Annotated in this window: 15 protein-coding genes; 2 read left to right on the top strand and 13 right to left on the bottom strand. The window is 73.3% G+C overall.

Features of this window, described 5'->3' with window-relative positions:
* Positions 1-96: 96 nt before the first annotated feature.
* From ACWDD7_RS31365 to ACWDD7_RS31340, 6 genes are all read right to left on the bottom strand, one after another.
* Positions 97-861: an endonuclease/exonuclease/phosphatase family protein gene (locus ACWDD7_RS31365; protein ID WP_450459877.1), complete on the bottom strand. Its 765-nt coding sequence runs from the start codon at positions 859-861 to the stop codon at positions 97-99.
* Between the two features lie 127 nt (positions 862-988).
* On the bottom strand, positions 989-1,942 hold the full coding sequence (locus ACWDD7_RS31360; RefSeq protein ID WP_351876466.1) for an ROK family glucokinase: 954 nt from the start codon (positions 1,940-1,942) through the stop codon (positions 989-991).
* 66 nt (positions 1,943-2,008) lie between these two features.
* Positions 2,009-2,506, bottom strand: coding sequence for a DUF5304 domain-containing protein (locus tag ACWDD7_RS31355; protein ID WP_450459876.1), 498 nt, complete (start codon positions 2,504-2,506; stop codon positions 2,009-2,011).
* A gap of 57 nt (positions 2,507-2,563) precedes the next feature.
* Complete coding sequence (locus ACWDD7_RS31350) at positions 2,564-3,736, bottom strand: ArsA family ATPase (protein WP_351876464.1); 1,173 nt, start codon at positions 3,734-3,736, stop codon at positions 2,564-2,566.
* A 134-nt stretch (positions 3,737-3,870) separates the two neighbouring features.
* Complete coding sequence (locus tag ACWDD7_RS31345) at positions 3,871-4,308, bottom strand: SRPBCC family protein (protein ID WP_392211169.1); 438 nt, start codon at positions 4,306-4,308, stop codon at positions 3,871-3,873.
* 162 nt (positions 4,309-4,470) lie between these two features.
* A complete protein-coding gene (locus ACWDD7_RS31340; RefSeq protein ID WP_450459875.1) occupies positions 4,471-5,268 on the bottom strand; it encodes a metallophosphoesterase family protein in 798 nt (265 codons plus the stop codon).
* Between the two features lie 297 nt (positions 5,269-5,565).
* Between ACWDD7_RS31340 and ACWDD7_RS31335 the strand changes: the two genes are divergently transcribed.
* A complete protein-coding gene (locus ACWDD7_RS31335) occupies positions 5,566-7,362 on the top strand; it encodes an AMP-dependent synthetase/ligase (protein ID WP_450459874.1) in 1,797 nt (598 codons plus the stop codon).
* 50 nt (positions 7,363-7,412) lie between these two features.
* On the opposite strand, the gene ACWDD7_RS31330 is transcribed toward ACWDD7_RS31335, so the two are convergent.
* Positions 7,413-8,555, bottom strand: coding sequence for a glycosyltransferase family 4 protein (locus ACWDD7_RS31330; RefSeq protein ID WP_351876460.1), 1,143 nt, complete (start codon positions 8,553-8,555; stop codon positions 7,413-7,415).
* Between the two features lie 132 nt (positions 8,556-8,687).
* Between ACWDD7_RS31330 and ACWDD7_RS31325 the strand changes: the two genes are divergently transcribed.
* Positions 8,688-9,917 (top strand): glycosyltransferase 87 family protein, encoded by a 1,230-nt coding sequence (locus ACWDD7_RS31325; RefSeq protein WP_450459873.1) that lies wholly within the window; start codon positions 8,688-8,690, stop codon positions 9,915-9,917.
* Between the two features lie 6 nt (positions 9,918-9,923).
* On the opposite strand, the gene ACWDD7_RS31320 is transcribed toward ACWDD7_RS31325, so the two are convergent.
* The 6 genes from ACWDD7_RS31320 to ACWDD7_RS31295 all read right to left on the bottom strand — a co-directional run bounded on the left by ACWDD7_RS31320 (position 9,924) and on the right by ACWDD7_RS31295 (position 15,491).
* Positions 9,924-10,076: a hypothetical protein gene (locus ACWDD7_RS31320; RefSeq protein ID WP_450459872.1), complete on the bottom strand. Its 153-nt coding sequence runs from the start codon at positions 10,074-10,076 to the stop codon at positions 9,924-9,926.
* Between the two features lie 40 nt (positions 10,077-10,116).
* The gene (locus ACWDD7_RS31315) at positions 10,117-11,304 is read right to left on the bottom strand and encodes a hypothetical protein (protein WP_450459871.1); all 1,188 of its coding nucleotides are present in this window, start codon (positions 11,302-11,304) and stop codon (positions 10,117-10,119) included.
* Between the two features lie 30 nt (positions 11,305-11,334).
* The gene (locus tag ACWDD7_RS31310) at positions 11,335-12,369 is read right to left on the bottom strand and encodes a C40 family peptidase (protein WP_351876457.1); all 1,035 of its coding nucleotides are present in this window, start codon (positions 12,367-12,369) and stop codon (positions 11,335-11,337) included.
* Positions 12,370-12,613: 244 nt separating this feature from the next.
* Positions 12,614-13,648: a C40 family peptidase gene (locus ACWDD7_RS31305; protein WP_285554006.1), complete on the bottom strand. Its 1,035-nt coding sequence runs from the start codon at positions 13,646-13,648 to the stop codon at positions 12,614-12,616.
* Positions 13,649-13,860: 212 nt separating this feature from the next.
* Positions 13,861-15,204, bottom strand: a complete 1,344-nt coding sequence (locus tag ACWDD7_RS31300; protein ID WP_450459870.1) for an NYN domain-containing protein — start codon at positions 15,202-15,204, stop codon at positions 13,861-13,863.
* Between the two features lie 47 nt (positions 15,205-15,251).
* Positions 15,252-15,491 carry a hypothetical protein gene (locus tag ACWDD7_RS31295; protein WP_037652985.1) on the bottom strand — a complete coding sequence of 80 codons (240 nt, stop codon included), beginning with the start codon at positions 15,489-15,491 and terminating at the stop codon, positions 15,252-15,254.
* Positions 15,492-15,548: the final 57 nt, after the last annotated feature.

Raw genomic sequence — 15,548 nt, 5'->3', positions numbered from 1 at the left:
CGTCGCAATCCACACCGAACCGGAAGGCCCTCACCTGTTCAAGATCCCTCAGCCGAGACCTGGCTCACCCGTCCACAACCTCCCCGGACAGAACATCTAGCCGGGGTTCCCCCGTTCGGCGGCCGGGACGCGCAGGGCGGCCAGGACCGGGAGGTGGTCCGTGGCGGCGTCCAGGTCGGCGCGGGTGACGCCCGGCTGGTCCAGGGGAACCCCGCAGCCCAGCACCTCGATGCCCTTGGTGGCGAACACCGCGTCGATACGGCGCCGGGGCGCGCCGCGCGTCCAGGTCTCCTCGCCGCCCCAGGGGGCCACGGCCCGGCAGTCCTGGAGGGCGCCGGCGAGCAGTCCGAACGTGCGGCCCGCGGGGTCCTCGTTCAGATCGCCGCCCACCAGGGCGTGCTTCACGCCGAGTCCGTCGAGCCGGTCGAGCAGCAGCCCGCCCTGGGCGTAGCGCTCCTGGCCGTCGAGGCTGAGGTGGCAGCTGATCACGCCGAGCCGGGCGCCGCCGAAGCGGACCACCGCGGTGGCGAGGCCGCGCCGGTGCAGGCCGGGGGTGAGGGGCAGCAGGACGTCCTCGGTGCGCTCCACGGTGGCCCGCAGCGAGCACAGGACCGCGGGTCCGGCCGCGGTGGCGCCGCCGGTGAGGACGACGAGTCCGGAGGCCGCGGCGAGCCGCGCGAGCTTCTTGCGCCAGCGGAAGAAGCGGGGGGCTTCCTGGAGGAGGACCAGGTCGGGGGCGCAGGCGGTGATCACCCGGGCGAGGGCGTCGGTGTCGTCGCGCATCGAGCGGATGTTGTAGCTCAGGACGCGCAGGACGGCTGAACCATCGGGCTCTGTGTGGGAGTTGGGGAGCGGCGCCATGTGGATCAATGTACGCCCAGGGGGGCGCGGGGTGCGTACGCGGCCGCCGGATGCGTCGTGGCTGGTCGGCCCCGCGGCGGAGCCGCGTATCGCTACGTCCCCGCGCCCCCTGGGTGCTGGACGTCCCTTACATGATCGGGTCGGGCTCGCGGGCCAGGTCGGCCGCACCGACCATGCCGGCCTTGTTGCCGAGCTGCGCCGCGATCACGTCGGCGACGGGGCGCCAGTTGCCCCCGACCAGCCACCGCTTGTACGACTTGCGGATCGGGTCGAGGACCAGCTCGCCCTCGTCGGAGAGGCCGCCGCCGACGATGAAGGCGGAGGGGTCGAAGAGGGAGGCCAGGTCGGCGAGGCCGGCGCCGGCCCAGCGGGCCAGCTCGCGGTAGGAGTCGACCGCGACCGGGTCGCCCTGCCGGGCGGCCATGGAGATGTGCTTGCCCTCGATGCCGTCCGGGGTGCCGTCGCCGAGCGAGAGCAGCAGCTCCGCGTTCTCGGGAGTGGCGTTGGCGCGCTGCTTGGCGTACCGGACCAGGGCGCGCCCGGAGGCGTACTGCTCCCAGCAGCCCTGCGAGCCGCAGCCGCACAGCAGGCCGTCCGGGACCATCCGGATGTGGCCGAACTCGGCGGCCACGCCGAAGTGGCCGCGGCGCAGCTTGTTGCCGATGATGATGCCGCCGCCGAGGCCGGTGCCGAGCGTGATGCAGATGACGTTGCGGTGGCCCTTGCCGGCGCCGAACTTGTACTCGCCCCAGGCGGCGGCGTTGGCGTCGTTCTCGACCACGACGGGGAGGCCGGTGCGGGCCTCGACCTCTGCCTTGAGCGGCTCGTTGCGCCAGTCGATGTTGGGCGCGAAGTAGACGGTGGAGCGCTGCCGGTTGACGTAACCGGCCGCACCGATGCCCACGCCGACGATCTCGTGCCCGGCACGCGCGCCCTCCACCGCGGAGGCGATGGCGTCCACGATGGCCTCGGGCGTGGTGGGGGTCGGCACCTTGAAGGTCGAGAGGATGTTGCCTTCCTCGTCGACCACGCCGGCCGCGATCTTTGTGCCGCCGATGTCGACGCCGATGGTGAGTCCCATGAATCCCTCAGTTCGGTCGAGCCCCGCTACGGCCAACCGTACCCGAGGCCCTCACGGGTGAGGGCTTCAGTCCAGGTCGATGCGCTCCCCGGAGCCGGTGCCCTCGCCGCGGTCGCGCCCCGCGTCCTCGTCGCGGCGCTCCGCCCGCCACTCGTCCGCGAGGTCGGCCGGGCCCGAGGTCCAGCGGTGTTCCTGGGACTGGACGGCGGAGCGGTAGGCGGCGAGCAGCTCGTTGCCGGCGGCGGCGAGGTGGTCGAAGACGTCCGGGTTGCGCTCTATGACGGGCTCGACGGCGGCCTTCGCCTGCTGGACGACCTGCTTGACCATCTGCTGGGCGGCGGGTCCGGCGAGGGCGCCGAAGGGGGACTGGAGGCCGGACAGCTTGTCGGCCACCGTGTCCACGAGCTTCTTCAGTTCCTCGGCGGCGGAGCCGGGGGGCGGGCCGTAGGTGGTGCGGCGGCGGGCCTTCTCGGCCTCCAGGTCCTCGGCGCAGGCCGTGGCCCAGGCGTCGGCGTCGCTCACCCGCGGCTCCTCGTGCGGTTCGGCGGGGCGCTCTTCGCTCATGGCGGACTCCTGACTGCGGTACGCCCTTACGACGTTACCCGAACGGGAGTGCCCGGTTCATCGTGCGGCGGCGGGCCACAGGCCGGGATCCGGGGCGAAGCGCACGCGCAGCTCGCCCTCGCGCAGGCCGGCGCCGGAGACGGTGCAGCGGCGCAACGCGGAGGGCAGGACGACGATCCGCCGGAAGGGGCCCGCGGTGATCACGAGTTCGTCGCCGCGCCGGATCAGGTCGAGTTCCTCGCGTATGGCGCCGGGCAGCGGGATGTGCCAGACCAGCACGCCGTCCTCGGCGATCCGGTCGGCGACGGGCCACTCCACGGGGCGGTCCGTCTCGGTGACGGCGGGTACGGCGAGGGCGGCGAGGTCGTCCGGGCCGTGCGGGTCGCGCCCGAGATGCGGCACGGGGTGGACGTCGTACTCCCCTTCCCACTCCGTGATCGCCTTGCGCTGCTCGGCGACCAGGCCGGCGAGCCAGGTGTCCGGGCTGGTGTCGGGCAGGGCGCGGTTGGCGACGAGGGCCTCGGTGCGCAGGCCGCGCAGGGCGAGGCCGAGGCGCGCGGTGCGCAGGGCGCGGGCGGCGGCGGGGCCGGGTTCGGCGACGAGGCGTACGGCGGTGTCGCGGTCGGTGAGCACGGCCTCCACGGCGGCCAGCTCCGTGTCCCAGCGGCCGGCCGTCTCGTACAGCCAGTCGGCGGGCATGGGGACACCGGCCAGCCGGCCGAGGACGGGGCGCAGCGCGCGGGCCGCCTGGCGCTCGGGGGGCAGGAGGCGGCGCAGGTAGCGGCGCAGTTCCTCGGGGAGGGCGAGCAGGGCCAGTGCCTGCGGGAGCGGCGGCAGGTCCACGACGAGGAGGTCGTACCTCTCGGACAGCGCGGCGTCCCGCAGCGCGCGCAGGAAGGTCAGCTCCTCCGCGCCGGGCAGCGGGGTGACCTCCTCGGCGTCCAGCCGGGCGGCACCGAGCAGGTCGAGCACGCTCGCGGCCCGGCTCTGGAAGTCGGCGAGGTCCTGCCGGAACCCGGCGGCGGCGTCGGGCCGCCAGACGCTGAGCCCTGGCGCGATCTCCGCCGGCCGCGCCCCCGTGCTCGCCCCCAGTGCCGCCCCCGGGGTGTCCGCCCGTTCCGCACTCAGCAACAGGGTCCGGCTGCCCGCACGGGCTGCGCGCAGGGCGGTGGCAGCGGCAACGGTCGTACGCCCGCTGCCACCGGGCCCCGTGATCAGGATGGTCCGCATGAGTCCGAACGGTAACGGACGCGGCGTCAGGGGCGTCGCCGTGACGAGGGCGCCGCGGCGACCGGCGGTCGGTCACGCACCGGGCCCGCCCCGGGCCCCGCCCCTCGGCCGACCGCGACGGCCGGGTGGGGGATCTACTCGGACTCGACGCGCTTCTTCAGGCCCGCCAGGGCGCGGTCGATGATGACCTTCTCCGCCTTGCGCTTGATCATGCCGAGCATGGGGATCTTGACGTCGACGGTGAGCCGGTAGGTGACCTCGGTCGCGCCCGCGCCCGCCGGCCTGAGGAGGTAGGAGCCGTCGAGGGACCGCAGCATCTGGGACTTGACCAGCGTCCAGGAGACCTCGTTGTCGCCGGCCCAGGTGTACGCCAGCGTCTGGTCGTCCTTGATGGCACCGGCGTCCATGACGAGCCGCACCTCCTCGGCACGCCCGCGGTCGTCGGTCTTGAGGACGTCCGCCTCCTTCACCTCGCCGGTCCAGTCCGGGTAGCGCGCGAAGTCGGCGATCACCGCCATGACGTCGGCCGGAGCCGCCTCGATCGTGATGCTCGAACTGGTGTGTTCCGCCATCGCCGTGGCTCCTCCAGATGCGGACCGAAGAGACTCTTCCCGTGCGCGGCCTGCGCACGTGTGTGCAGCGTGAAGGCTACCGTGCGGCCGACCGCCCCCCGCCTTCACCCCGTCTCCCGTCCCCCGGCCGCGCGCCCCGGCGGGCACCCCGGTCCACCCCGCTCACCACTCCAGCACCCACGGCGTCCCCCGCCCCGCGAAGTGGCCGACGTTCACGCACTCCGTCGCCCCGATCCGCATCCTGCGCGCGAGCGGCTGGTGCACATGCCCGAAGAGCGAGTACCGGGGACGCGTGCGGCGGATGGCGTCCAGCAGGGCCAGGCTCCCCCGCTCGAAGCGGCGCGCGACGGTGTCGTACACCAGCTCCGGCACCTCCGGCGGGATGTGCGTGCACAGCACGTCGACCTCGCCCACCGCCTCGATCTTCGCGGCGTACTCCTCGTCGGAGATCTCGTACGGCGTCCGCATGGGCGTGCGCAGGCCCCCGCCCACGAAACCGAAGGTCCAGCCGCCGATCTCCACGCGCTGCGCGTCCAGCACGGTGGTGCCGGAGCGGGCGTACTCCGGCCACAGCTGCGGCATGTCGACGTTGCCGTAGGTGGCGTACGTCGGGGTGGGGAACGCGGCGAAGAGTTCGGCGTACTGCTTGCGCACCGCCTGCTCGACGGCGGTGAAGCGGTCGCCCTCGATCCCGCCCCACAGCCGGGCGCCGAACGCGCGGGCCTCCTCGAAGCGCCGGGCGGTCCGCAGTTCCACGATGCGGTCGGCGTTCTCCTCGCCGAACAGGTCGGGGAAGATGCCGCGCGAGTGGTCGGCGTAGTCGAGGAAGAGCACGAGGTCGCCCAGGCAGATCAGGGCATCGGCACCCTCGCCGACCCGCGCCAGGTCCCGCGCGTTGCCGTGCACGTCGCTGACCACGTGGACGCGGTGCCGGCTGCTTCGTGGGGGTGTGGATGCCATGGCGATCAAGCGTAGGCGTGTGCACCGCAGGTGAACAGTCCCGGTCGTGGCCTGCGGTTACTCGCCGGTCAGAGGGGCCGTGGACTACTGTGCGCGCAGGAGAGCCAACGTGTGTGACGCAGCGAACATCTGGCCTGGACCCCCTGTCGGGAACCGCATACCGGCGGGTAACGTCCGGGCAGTCCAGTCGTGCTCTGGGTTTCAACCACCGTGGGCCCGAGCACCAGCCCGAGCCTTGGACCGCACCGTCGCATCGCACAACGTCGTGGCGCCGGCGCCCTATGAGGAGCAGCAGTCTTGCGCGAGTTCAGCCTTCCGGCTTTGTACGAGGTCCCTGCGGACGGAAACCTGACCGACATCGTCCGCAGAAACGCCGCGCAGCATCCCGACGTCGCCGTCATCGCCCGTAAGTCGGGCGGGGTCTGGCAGGACGTGACGGCCCGGCAGTTCCTCGCCGAGGTGCACACCGCCGCCAAGGGACTCATCGCCGCCGGGGTGCAGCCGGGCGACCGCGTGGGCCTGATGTCCCGGACGCGCTACGAGTGGACGCTCCTCGACTTCGCCATCTGGAGCGCGGGCGCGGTGACCGTGCCGGTGTACGAGACCAGCTCGCCCGAGCAGGTGCAGTGGATCCTCTCCGACTCGGGCGCGACGGCCTGCATCGTGGAGCTGGACGCGCACGCGGCCGCGGTGGAGACCGTGCGCGACACACTGCCCGCGCTGAAGAACGTCTGGCAGATCGAGGCCGGCGCGGTCGAGGAGCTGGAGCGGCTCGGGCAGGACGTGTCGCAGGAGACGGTGGACGAGCGTTCCTCGCTCGCCCGCGCCGACGACCCCGCCACCATCGTCTACACCAGCGGCACCACGGGCCGTCCCAAGGGCTGTGTGCTCACCCACCGCAGCTTCTTCGCGGAGTGCGGCAACATCGTGGAGCGGCTGCGTCCGCTGTTCCGTACCGGCGAGTGCTCGGTGCTCCTCTTCCTGCCGCTGGCCCATGTCTTCGGCCGGCTGGTCCAGATCGCGCCGATGATGGCGCCGATCAAGCTGGGCTGTGTCCCGGACATCAAGCACCTCACCGACGAACTCGCCGCGTTCCGGCCGACGATGGTCCTCGGCGTGCCGCGCGTCTTCGAGAAGGTCTACAACTCCGCGCGCGCCAAGGCGCAGGCGGACGGCAAGGGCGCCGTCTTCGACAAGGCGGCCGACACGGCGATCGCCTACAGCAAGGCGCAGGACACCGCGTCCGGGCCGTCGTTGGGCCTCAGGCTCAAGCACAAGGTCTTCGACAAGCTGGTCTACGGCAAGCTGCGCGCGGTCCTCGGCGGCCGGGGCGAGTACGCCATCTCCGGCGGCGCGCCGCTGGGCGAGCGGCTCGGCCACTTCTTCCGGGGCATCGGCTTCACGGTGCTTGAGGGGTACGGCCTGACCGAGTCCTGCGCGGCGACCGCGTTCAACCCGTGGGACCGGCAGAAGATCGGCACGGTGGGGCAGCCGCTGCCGGGCTCGGTGGTGCGGATAGCGGACGACGGCGAGGTGCTGCTGCACGGCGAGCACCTCTTCAAGGAGTACTGGAACAACCCGGGCGCGACGGCGGAGGCGCTGGCCGACGGGTGGTTCCACACCGGGGACATCGGCACCCTGGACGAGGACGGGTACCTGCGGATCACCGGCCGCAAGAAGGAGATCATCGTCACGGCGGGCGGCAAGAACGTGGCCCCCGCGGTGATCGAGGACCGGATCCGGGCGCACGCGCTGGTCGCGGAGTGCATGGTGGTCGGCGACGGGCGGCCGTTCGTCGGCGCGCTGATCACCCTCGACGACGAGTTCCTGGCCCGCTGGGCCGCCGAGCACGGCAAGCCGGCAGGCTCCACGGCGGCGTCCCTGCGCGACGACCCGGACCTGAACGCCGCGATCCAGGAGGCCGTGGACGACGGCAACGCGGCGGTGTCCAAGGCCGAGTCGGTGCGCAAGTTCCGCATCCTCACGTCCCAGTTCACCGAGGACTCGGGGCACCTCACCCCGTCGCTGAAGCTCAAGCGGAACGTGGTGGCGAAGGACTTCGCCGACGACATCGAGGCGATCTACACCAAGTAGCCCGCGCCGCGAGGGAACCGAAGGCCCGTCAGCCGCCGGGCGGGCGGCCTTCAGAGCAGGTCCTTCAGCCGCTCCGCCAGCAGGTCCCACCGCCACTTCTCCTCCACCCACTGGCGGCCGCGCTCCCCCATCCGGCGGCGGAGCGCGGGGTCGCCGAGCAGGGTGACGACCCGGTCGGCGGTGTCGAGCGGGTCGCCGCCGCGGACCACCCAGCCCGTCTCGCCGTCGAGGACGGCGTCCGGGGCACCGCCGGAGTCGCCCGCGATGACCGGCAGGCCGGTCGCGGAGGCCTCCAGGTAGACGATGCCGAGGCCCTCGACGTCGAGGCCGCCGCGGCGGGTGCGGCAGGGCATGGCGAAGACGTCGCCCGCGCCGTAGTGGGCGGGCAGCTCGGACCAGGGGACGGCGCCGGTGAAGCGGACCGAGGCGTCGACGCCGGTCTCCCGGGCGAGGCGGCGCAGGTCCTGCTCGTAGGGGCCGCCGCCGACGATCAGCAGCACGGCGTCCGGCTCCGCGGCGAGGACCCGGGGCATGGCCCGGATCAGCGTGTCCTGCCCCTTGCGCGGCACCAGCCGGGAGACGCAGACCACGACCGGGCGGTCGGTGAGCCCGAGCCGGGCGCGCACCTCGTCGCCGCCGGAGCCCGGGTGGAAGGTCTTCTCGTCGACGCCGGGCGGCAGCTGCACCATCCGCCCGGCCGCCCCGGGAGTGAGCGCCCCGGCGATCCGGGAGCGGGTGTACTCCCCCAGATAGGTGATCGTGTCCGTGGACTCCCCGATCCGGCGCAGCAGCTGCCGGGCCGCGGGCAGCTGGGCCCAGCCGGCCTCGTGCCCATGGGTCGTGGCCACCAGGCGTTCCGCTCCGGCGCGGCGCAGCGCGGGCGCCATCAGTCCGAGCGGTGCCGCGGCCCCGAACCACACCGAGGCGCAGCCGTGCTCGCGCAGCAGCCCGACCGCGCGCCGGGTCGCCCCGGGGGTGGGCAGCAGCATGGTCGTACGGTCGCGTACGACGGTGAAGGGCTGCTCGGCGTCGAAGGCGGCCGTCGCCTCGACGCCCTCGCGGCTCCGCTTCCAGGTGGAGGCGTAGACGACCAGCCGGCCGGGCTCCAGGCGCAGGGCCATGTTGTGCAGGAAGGCCTGGATGCCTCCCGGCCGGGGCGGGAAGTCGTTGGTCACGATCAGGGTCTTGTGCATCGCCGCCGACCCTACCGAATCGGCCGTCCGGGGCCGGGCGCGGCCGGGTCACGTTGGCACGGCCCCCGGGGCTCGGGACATCATGGTCACGCGACGCGGGACTCGAAGCGGAATCGATCGGCAGGGGAACACGTGGAGACCAAGGACGCCCGGCGGTCGCCGGCGTACCTGCTCGCGACCTGGTGCGTCACCCGAGCGGTGCTGCTGCTCTTCGTCCTCGGGGTGTACGTCTTCCCCGGCCCGGACGTCACCACCGACGTCTCGGTGATCTACCGGAACTGGTACGAGGTGCTGCGCCACGGCACCTTCCCGCTGGACGACGTCACCTGGCAGTACCCGCCCGCCGCCGCGCTGGCGATCCTCTCCCCCGCCCTGCTGCCGTTCCTGTCGTACCCGCACGCCTTCTTCGCGCTGGCCCTCCTCGCCGACCTGGTGGTCCTGGTCCTGCTGCTGTGGTCGGCCCGGCGCCCCGGCCGGTCGCGGCGCGGGGCCTGGGTGTGGGTGGTGGGCGCCCCGCTGCTCGGACCGACGGTGTACGCCCGCTACGACGTGATGGTGACCGCGGTCGCCGTGGCCGCGCTGCTCGCGGGGGCACGGCACCCCCGGGTGATGGGCGCGCTGACCGCCTTCGGGGCGCTGCTGAAGGTGTGGCCCGCGCTGCTGCTGGCCGGTGCGGTGCGGCGGCGGGCGTGGGCGTCGGCGGGGGTGACCGGGGCGGGGCTCGCGGCGGCGTTCGCGCTGTGGATGCCGGGCGCCTTCGCCTTCCTGACGTTCCAGCGGGAGAGGGGCACCGAGGTGGAGTCGCTGGGCGCCCTGGTCTTCCATGTGGCCCGGCACTTCGGCTGGAGCGGGCAGGTGCTGCTGAACTACGGGTCGATCGAGTTCCTGGGCCCGTACGTGGACGTGGTGAGCGCGGCGGCGCTGGCGCTGACGGCGGGAGCGTTCGGCTGGCTGCTGCTGTGGCGGCTGCGGGCCCGGCGCTTCGCCCCGCACACACTGGCGGACGCGGCGCTGACGGCCGTACTGCTGTTCACGGTGACCAGCCGGGTGATCAGCCCGCAGTACCTGGTGTGGCTGATCGGCATGGCCGCCGTCTGCCTCACCCACCGCGCCTCCCGGATGACCGCGCCCGCGCTGCTGGTCCTGGCGGCGTCCTTCCTGACGGTCCTGGAGTTCCCGGCCGGCTTCGTCCACGTGGTGGCGAGCGACTGGTACGGCGTCGTCCTGCTCCTGCTCCGCAACGGTCTCCTGGCCGCCGCGACCCTGCTGGCGGCCCGCCGGCTGTGGCGTGCGACCGTCTCCCGTCCATCGGCCGCCCCGTTCCGCCCGGTGCCCGCCCGGAAGACCTCGGTCTCCCCCTGACCCCGCTCACGCCGGCGCGCCCGCCACGGTGCGCGGGGTGCGCCCCGGCCGCACCGCGACCGCCGCGCACCGCACGGCCATGGCCGTCGCGAGCGCCGGCGCGACACCGGGCAGGCGAAGGGCCGACAGGGCGGCGGCGAGCGGGAGTCGGACCGTCAAGGCACCGAGCGGGCTTGGTCGACCGAGGCGGTCGGGACGCTCACCGCAGCTCGGTCCTGACGTAGGTCTGCCAGCGGGTCGTGAAGGACTCCGGGGTGATCCCGAGGACCTGTTTCAGGGCGTTCTCGACGGCGCCGGAGCGCTGGGGGTGGCCGCCGACGCCGCGGTAGAAGGCGGCGAGGCGCGCCGCGCCCCACTGGTCGGCGATCATGCGGCAGGCCAGCCAGCCGCTCTCGTAGGCACGGGCCAGCTCGGTCGGGTCGCTGGTGAAGCCGAAGTCCTTGTCGGTGGGGAGCGCGGCGGGCACATGGCCGTCGCGCACGGCGCGGGCCAGTTCCGGGGCGGCCTGCGTCGGGGTGCGGTCGGTACCCCGGTAGCCGATCCAGTCCGCGTAACCCTCCGACAGCCACAGGGGGGTGGCCGCAGTGGTGCGGGTGCGGGTGGCCACGTGCGTGGTCTCGTGCGTGAGGACGACCTGCTTGCCCATCGCGCCGAGGACGGCGTAGGCGTCCGGGTTGATCACCACCCGGTCCGCCGGCGTCCGCCCCGCGCCCCCCGCCTCCCCCGTCGTCACGGCGGCGATCCCCCGGTAGTTCGCGGCGGGCGAGCCGAGCAGGCCCGCCATGCCCTGGAGGGACTTCGGGACGAGGACCACCACCCGGCGCGTCCAGTCCGCGCCCCACTCCCGGGTCACCGCCGGAACCGCCTGGTCGGCCATCCGCGCGTACGCCCGCAGGTCGGCCGCCGGCTGCCCGGCGCCGAGCACCAGGCTGTGCGCGCCCGGTACGGCGGTCACGGTGCCCTGGTCCCACAGCTGCTGCCCGGACCTGCCGGCGGGCCGGTCGCCGGTGACGTACCAGGTGCCGGAAGCCGTGCGGGCCAGGGTGAGGGTGCGCCGGGTGTCGACGGGCGCCCGGTCGTACCCGGCGACCTTGTACGTCAGGTCGGCGTCCGCGGTGGCCCCCGCGGCGGTGCGGCGCAGGCCGGTGATCCGGTAGGCCCAGGACGCCAGCGGCAGGGCGCGCAGCCGGGTGTACTCGGTGCTCGCGCCCGTCGCGCCGTACGCCCCCGCGTCGTGCCGCAGCAGCGCCGCCGACCGCAGGTCCAGCAGGTGCTGCACCTCGCTCCTGGCGGAGTCGGCCGCGGTCCGCCCGCCGCAGCCGGTCAGGGGCAGCAGCAGGCACAGGGCCATCGCCCCGACGCCTCTCACCCGCCTGCCACCGGCCATCACACGATCGTACGGCGCGCCACGCGGACGTCAGGGCCGGGTCACCGAGGAGACCGGCATCATCCCCACCGGGTCGTAGCGCACCGCCGCCCCCGGGTGCGGCGCGTGGATGACCTGGCCGTGGCCGACGTACATCGCCACATGGCTGGCGTCGGAGCGGTAGACCACCAGGTCACCGGGGCGGACCTGGGACAGCGGGACGCGCCGCCCCGCGAACCGCTGCTCCTGGGAGGTGCGGGGCAGCTGGATGCCGGCGTGCGCGTACGCCCACTGCATCAGGCCCGAGCAGTCGAAACCCGACGGCCCGTTGGCACCCCACACATAGGGGCGGCCGAGCGCGGAGCGGGCGGCGGCCAGGGCCGCGGCGGCGCGCGCCCCGGGGGCGCCGGTCAGGGCGGGCAGGTCCAGGCGGTCGGGGCCGGCCGAGCGGGAGGAGCGGTCGTAGGCGGCGCGGTCGGCCGCGGACAGCGAGTCCAGCAGCTGCCGGGCCCGCGCGAGCTTGCCCTCCACCGTCCGCTTGTGCGCGGCGGCCGCCCGGCGGCTGCTCTCCAGCGCGTCCAGCTTCGCGTCCGCCTCCGTCCGCTCCTGGTGCAGCTCGCGCAGCGCGGAGCGCAACTGCCGCAGCCGGTCGGCCTCCTGGGTGCCGATGCGATCGAGCGTGGCGGCCTTGTCGAGGTACTCCTCGGGGTCGTCGGAGAACAGCAGCGCGACGGCCGGGTCGATGCCGCCCGAGCGGTACTGCGCCCCGGCCACCGAACCCAGCTCCTCCCGCAGCGCGTTCACGTCCTGCTGGCGGCGGGCGATGCGGTCCTGGGCGTAGTGGACCTCGCGGCGCAGCGCGTCCGTGCGCTCCTCGGCCTTGTCGTAGGCCTGGGTCGCCTGCTCGGCCTCCGTGTAGAGCCGGTCCACCTCGGCGCGGGCGTCGGGGTGCGGCGCGGCGTGCGCCGGAGCGGCGCCGAGGGCCGCGGCGGCGGCCGACAGCGCGCACAGGGCGACTGCGCCCCGGTCGAATCCGGCCGGTGCGCGGCGCTGACCGGACGGTGCAAGGCGGCGATGGGACCCCACGGTTTGCCGAACCCCTTCCACTGGCTGACACGGACGGCGTTCCCCGGCGCCTGGGGACGGGGAGACCCCGGCGCCGGGGAAACGCGGCAGACAGTAGCCGTGCGGAAGGGCCGCGGCCAAAGACCGCGACGACGGACAAACGGTGACGCCCCGCCGCTGACGCAGGTCACCGGCGGGGCGTGGAGTCAGTCTCCGTCCCGTGGATTCGCCCGATCGGACGACCTCCTCCGGGAGCGTCGGAGGTTTAGACCCGGACGCCGAACTGGAAGGGCATGTCCGACATCGCCTCATAGCGCACCACCGCACCGGTGTGCGGGGCGTGCAGCACCTGGCCGTTGCCCGCGTACAGGCCGACGTGGTGGATGTCGCCGTAGAAGAAGACCAGGTCGCCGACCTTGAGGTCGCTCTGGCTGTAGATCCGGGTGCCTATGTTGGCCTGCTCCTCGGAGGTACGCGGGATGGAGACGCCGGCCTGCGCGTAGGCGTAGGACGTCAGACCCGAGCAGTCGAAGGAGGAGGGGCCGGTGGCGCCGTAGACGTACGGCTTGCCTATCTGGGCCTGCGCGGCGGAGAAGGCGGCCGCGGCCCGGCCGGAGGCGGGCGGGGCGTCGCCGAGGTTCACGCGCTGGCTGGAGGAGCGGTCGGCACGCTGCTGCTGGGCGGCGAGGTCGGCCTTCTCCTTGGCGGTGAGGCTGTTGAGGATCTTCTGGGCCGCGGCGAGCTTGGCCTGGACTTCCTTCTTCTTGTTGCCCAGTTCGGTGCGGGTGTCCGCGAGGTCCTTGAGCTTCTCGGTGGCCTCGGAACGCTCCTGGGCGAGCTCGCGCTGCTTGCTCTGGATCTTGCGCAGCGCGTCGACCTGCTGGCTGCTCAGCTGGTCGAGGGTGGACGCCTTGTCGAGGAAGGTGTCCGGGTCGGAGGAGAGGAAGAGCTGGACCGAGGGGTCGATACCGCCGGAGCGGTACTGGGCCGTGGCCAGCGAACCCAGGCCGTCGCGCAGCTTGTTGAGGTCTTCCTGACCCCGCGCGACGTTGTCCTGGATGGTGGAGATCTCCTTCTGCAGCTTCTGCTGCTTCTCCTTGGCTCCGTTGTACTTCTCGGTGGCCTGCTCGGCCTGCTCGTACAGCTTGTCGACCTTGGACTTGACCTGGTCCTTGCTGAGCTTCTCACTCGGCGCGGCGTTCGCGGCGTTCGCGCTGAGCACGACGGCGGCGGCTGCTGCGGTGGTCAGCACGGTCACGCGTGCACGGCTCTGCTGCTTGGGTCGACGGTGGGACGCCACGGAGGACGAACTCCTTCTTGTGAGTGTTCACCCGTTCGGAGGTTCGAGCCCAGACCCTAGTGACCCAGTTGTGATCATTCAAATCCTCACGGGAAAAAATCCCGTCACGCAATGCATTTTTTGCACACAACCCACAAGCAGTGATGGGCGATTGACCCTACGTCGCGTAACAGGCCGGACCAATCCGGGCATTACGTACGTCCGTTGGACCTTCAGGACAGTCGCTTCAGAAGTACCGCAGAGGCCACGGGGCGGGCGCCCGCCCGCGCGACACCGTCGGCCACCTCGCGGTCGGTGGAGGCGACGATCACCGGACGGCCCGGCGGCTCCGCGCGCACCAGCTGGCGGATCAGCTCGTCGGCGGTCACGCCCGGCTTGGAGAACAGCACGCGCACCCCGCGCGGCGGCGCGAGCAGCACCGGCGCGGCCAGCTCGGCGCCGTCGAAGACGCAGGTCACCTCGGCGCCGGTCTGCGCGGCGAGCGCGGACAGCTGACCCAGCAGACGCAGCCGCTGCTTCTCCAGCGGCATCTGCGGATAGCCGGTCTTGGTCACGTTGTAGCCGTCGACGACCAGATGCGCCTGCGGCAGCGCGAGCAGCTGATCGAGAATCGCCGGGTCGTGCTCGGACAGGGCGCGCGTCGCGATGTCCTTCGGCGTCATCCGGCCGGGCTCCACCGCGTCCACGGTCTCGGCCGGGCGCACGGACACCGGGGGCAGCGCCAGCTCGCGCCGCAGGCCCTGGGTGGCGTCCAGCAGGGTGTCCAGGAGCAGCCGCACCCGCATGTCCTCCACGCTGCGCCCCTCGCGGGCGGCCTTGCGGGTGGCCTCCAGGGCCGCCTCCGCCTCGCCGAGGCGGGCCTTGAGCCGCCGGGACTCGCTCTCCGCGGCCGACACCCGGGTGTGCGCCTCGGCCCGTACGGCGTCCATCTCGCCCTGCGCCTTGCGCAGCGCGGCCTCGCCGCGGCGCACATCGCTCTGCGCGGAGCGCAGCTTGCGGTGCAGCGACTCCAGGTCCCGCTTCGCCGACTCCAGCTCCGCGCGCAGCCGTTCGGTCTCGGCGCGGGTGTGGTCGCGGGCGCGGTCCAGTTCGGCGCGCAGCCGCTCCAGTTCGGCGCGGCTCTCCTCGTCGGCCCGCTCGGCGTCGGCGCGCTGGGCCTCCTCCCCGGCCGCGGTGACCAGCTTCACCCAGCCCGCCGGGCGCAGCACATAGGCCGCGGCCGCCACATCGAGCGGGTCGACGGCCGCGGGCGCCGAGCCGGAGTCGAGGGCACCGGCCAACTCCGGCTGCGCGGCGCGGAACTTCTCCCCGATCCGCTGCCGGAACAGCGTGTCGGTCTCCAGCGCCGTGGCCATCGCGTTCCCGGCGAACTTCGCACGGCGATTCGGGGTAAAACGGGCGTACTGCCGCAACTGCGCGGGAAGTTCGGCCACGGTCAGCTTGCCGAAGCAGTCCGAGACGATCCCGACGACCCTGCGGCGCACTCCGTCGGGCAGCGGACGGTCAAGCACCTCAGCGGTGCCGTCGCCCGGCCCCCCGCCTGCGCTCTCCACCATCCGTCACACCCCACTACCTTGCCGATGCCTCTGCGGGCCCGCTCCCCTCAGGAGTCGGTGCCCGGCCTGTCCACGAGTTCCACCTGGTCCACCGCGTTGCACCAGCGACAGCGCACCGATTCGATCGTCTCACTGACCACCTGGCGCTCCTCCACCGTCGGCTCGCCCGCGAGGTCGAGGTGGACGTACTCCACGACCTTCGAGGAACGCGTGACGTCGAAGCGGGTGAGGTTGCCGCACAGGGTGCAGCGCCATCGCGTCGTGGCAGTCGGCTGGGGAACCGTCATCGTGCCCTTCTCAGGTCGGCGGGATCGCGCCGGCGGGGCCGACGCGTGTGGCTCGTA

The sequence above is a fragment of the Streptomyces sp. NPDC001056 genome, assembly GCF_053598955.1.
This window is presented reverse-complemented; position numbering and strand designations above follow the sequence as displayed.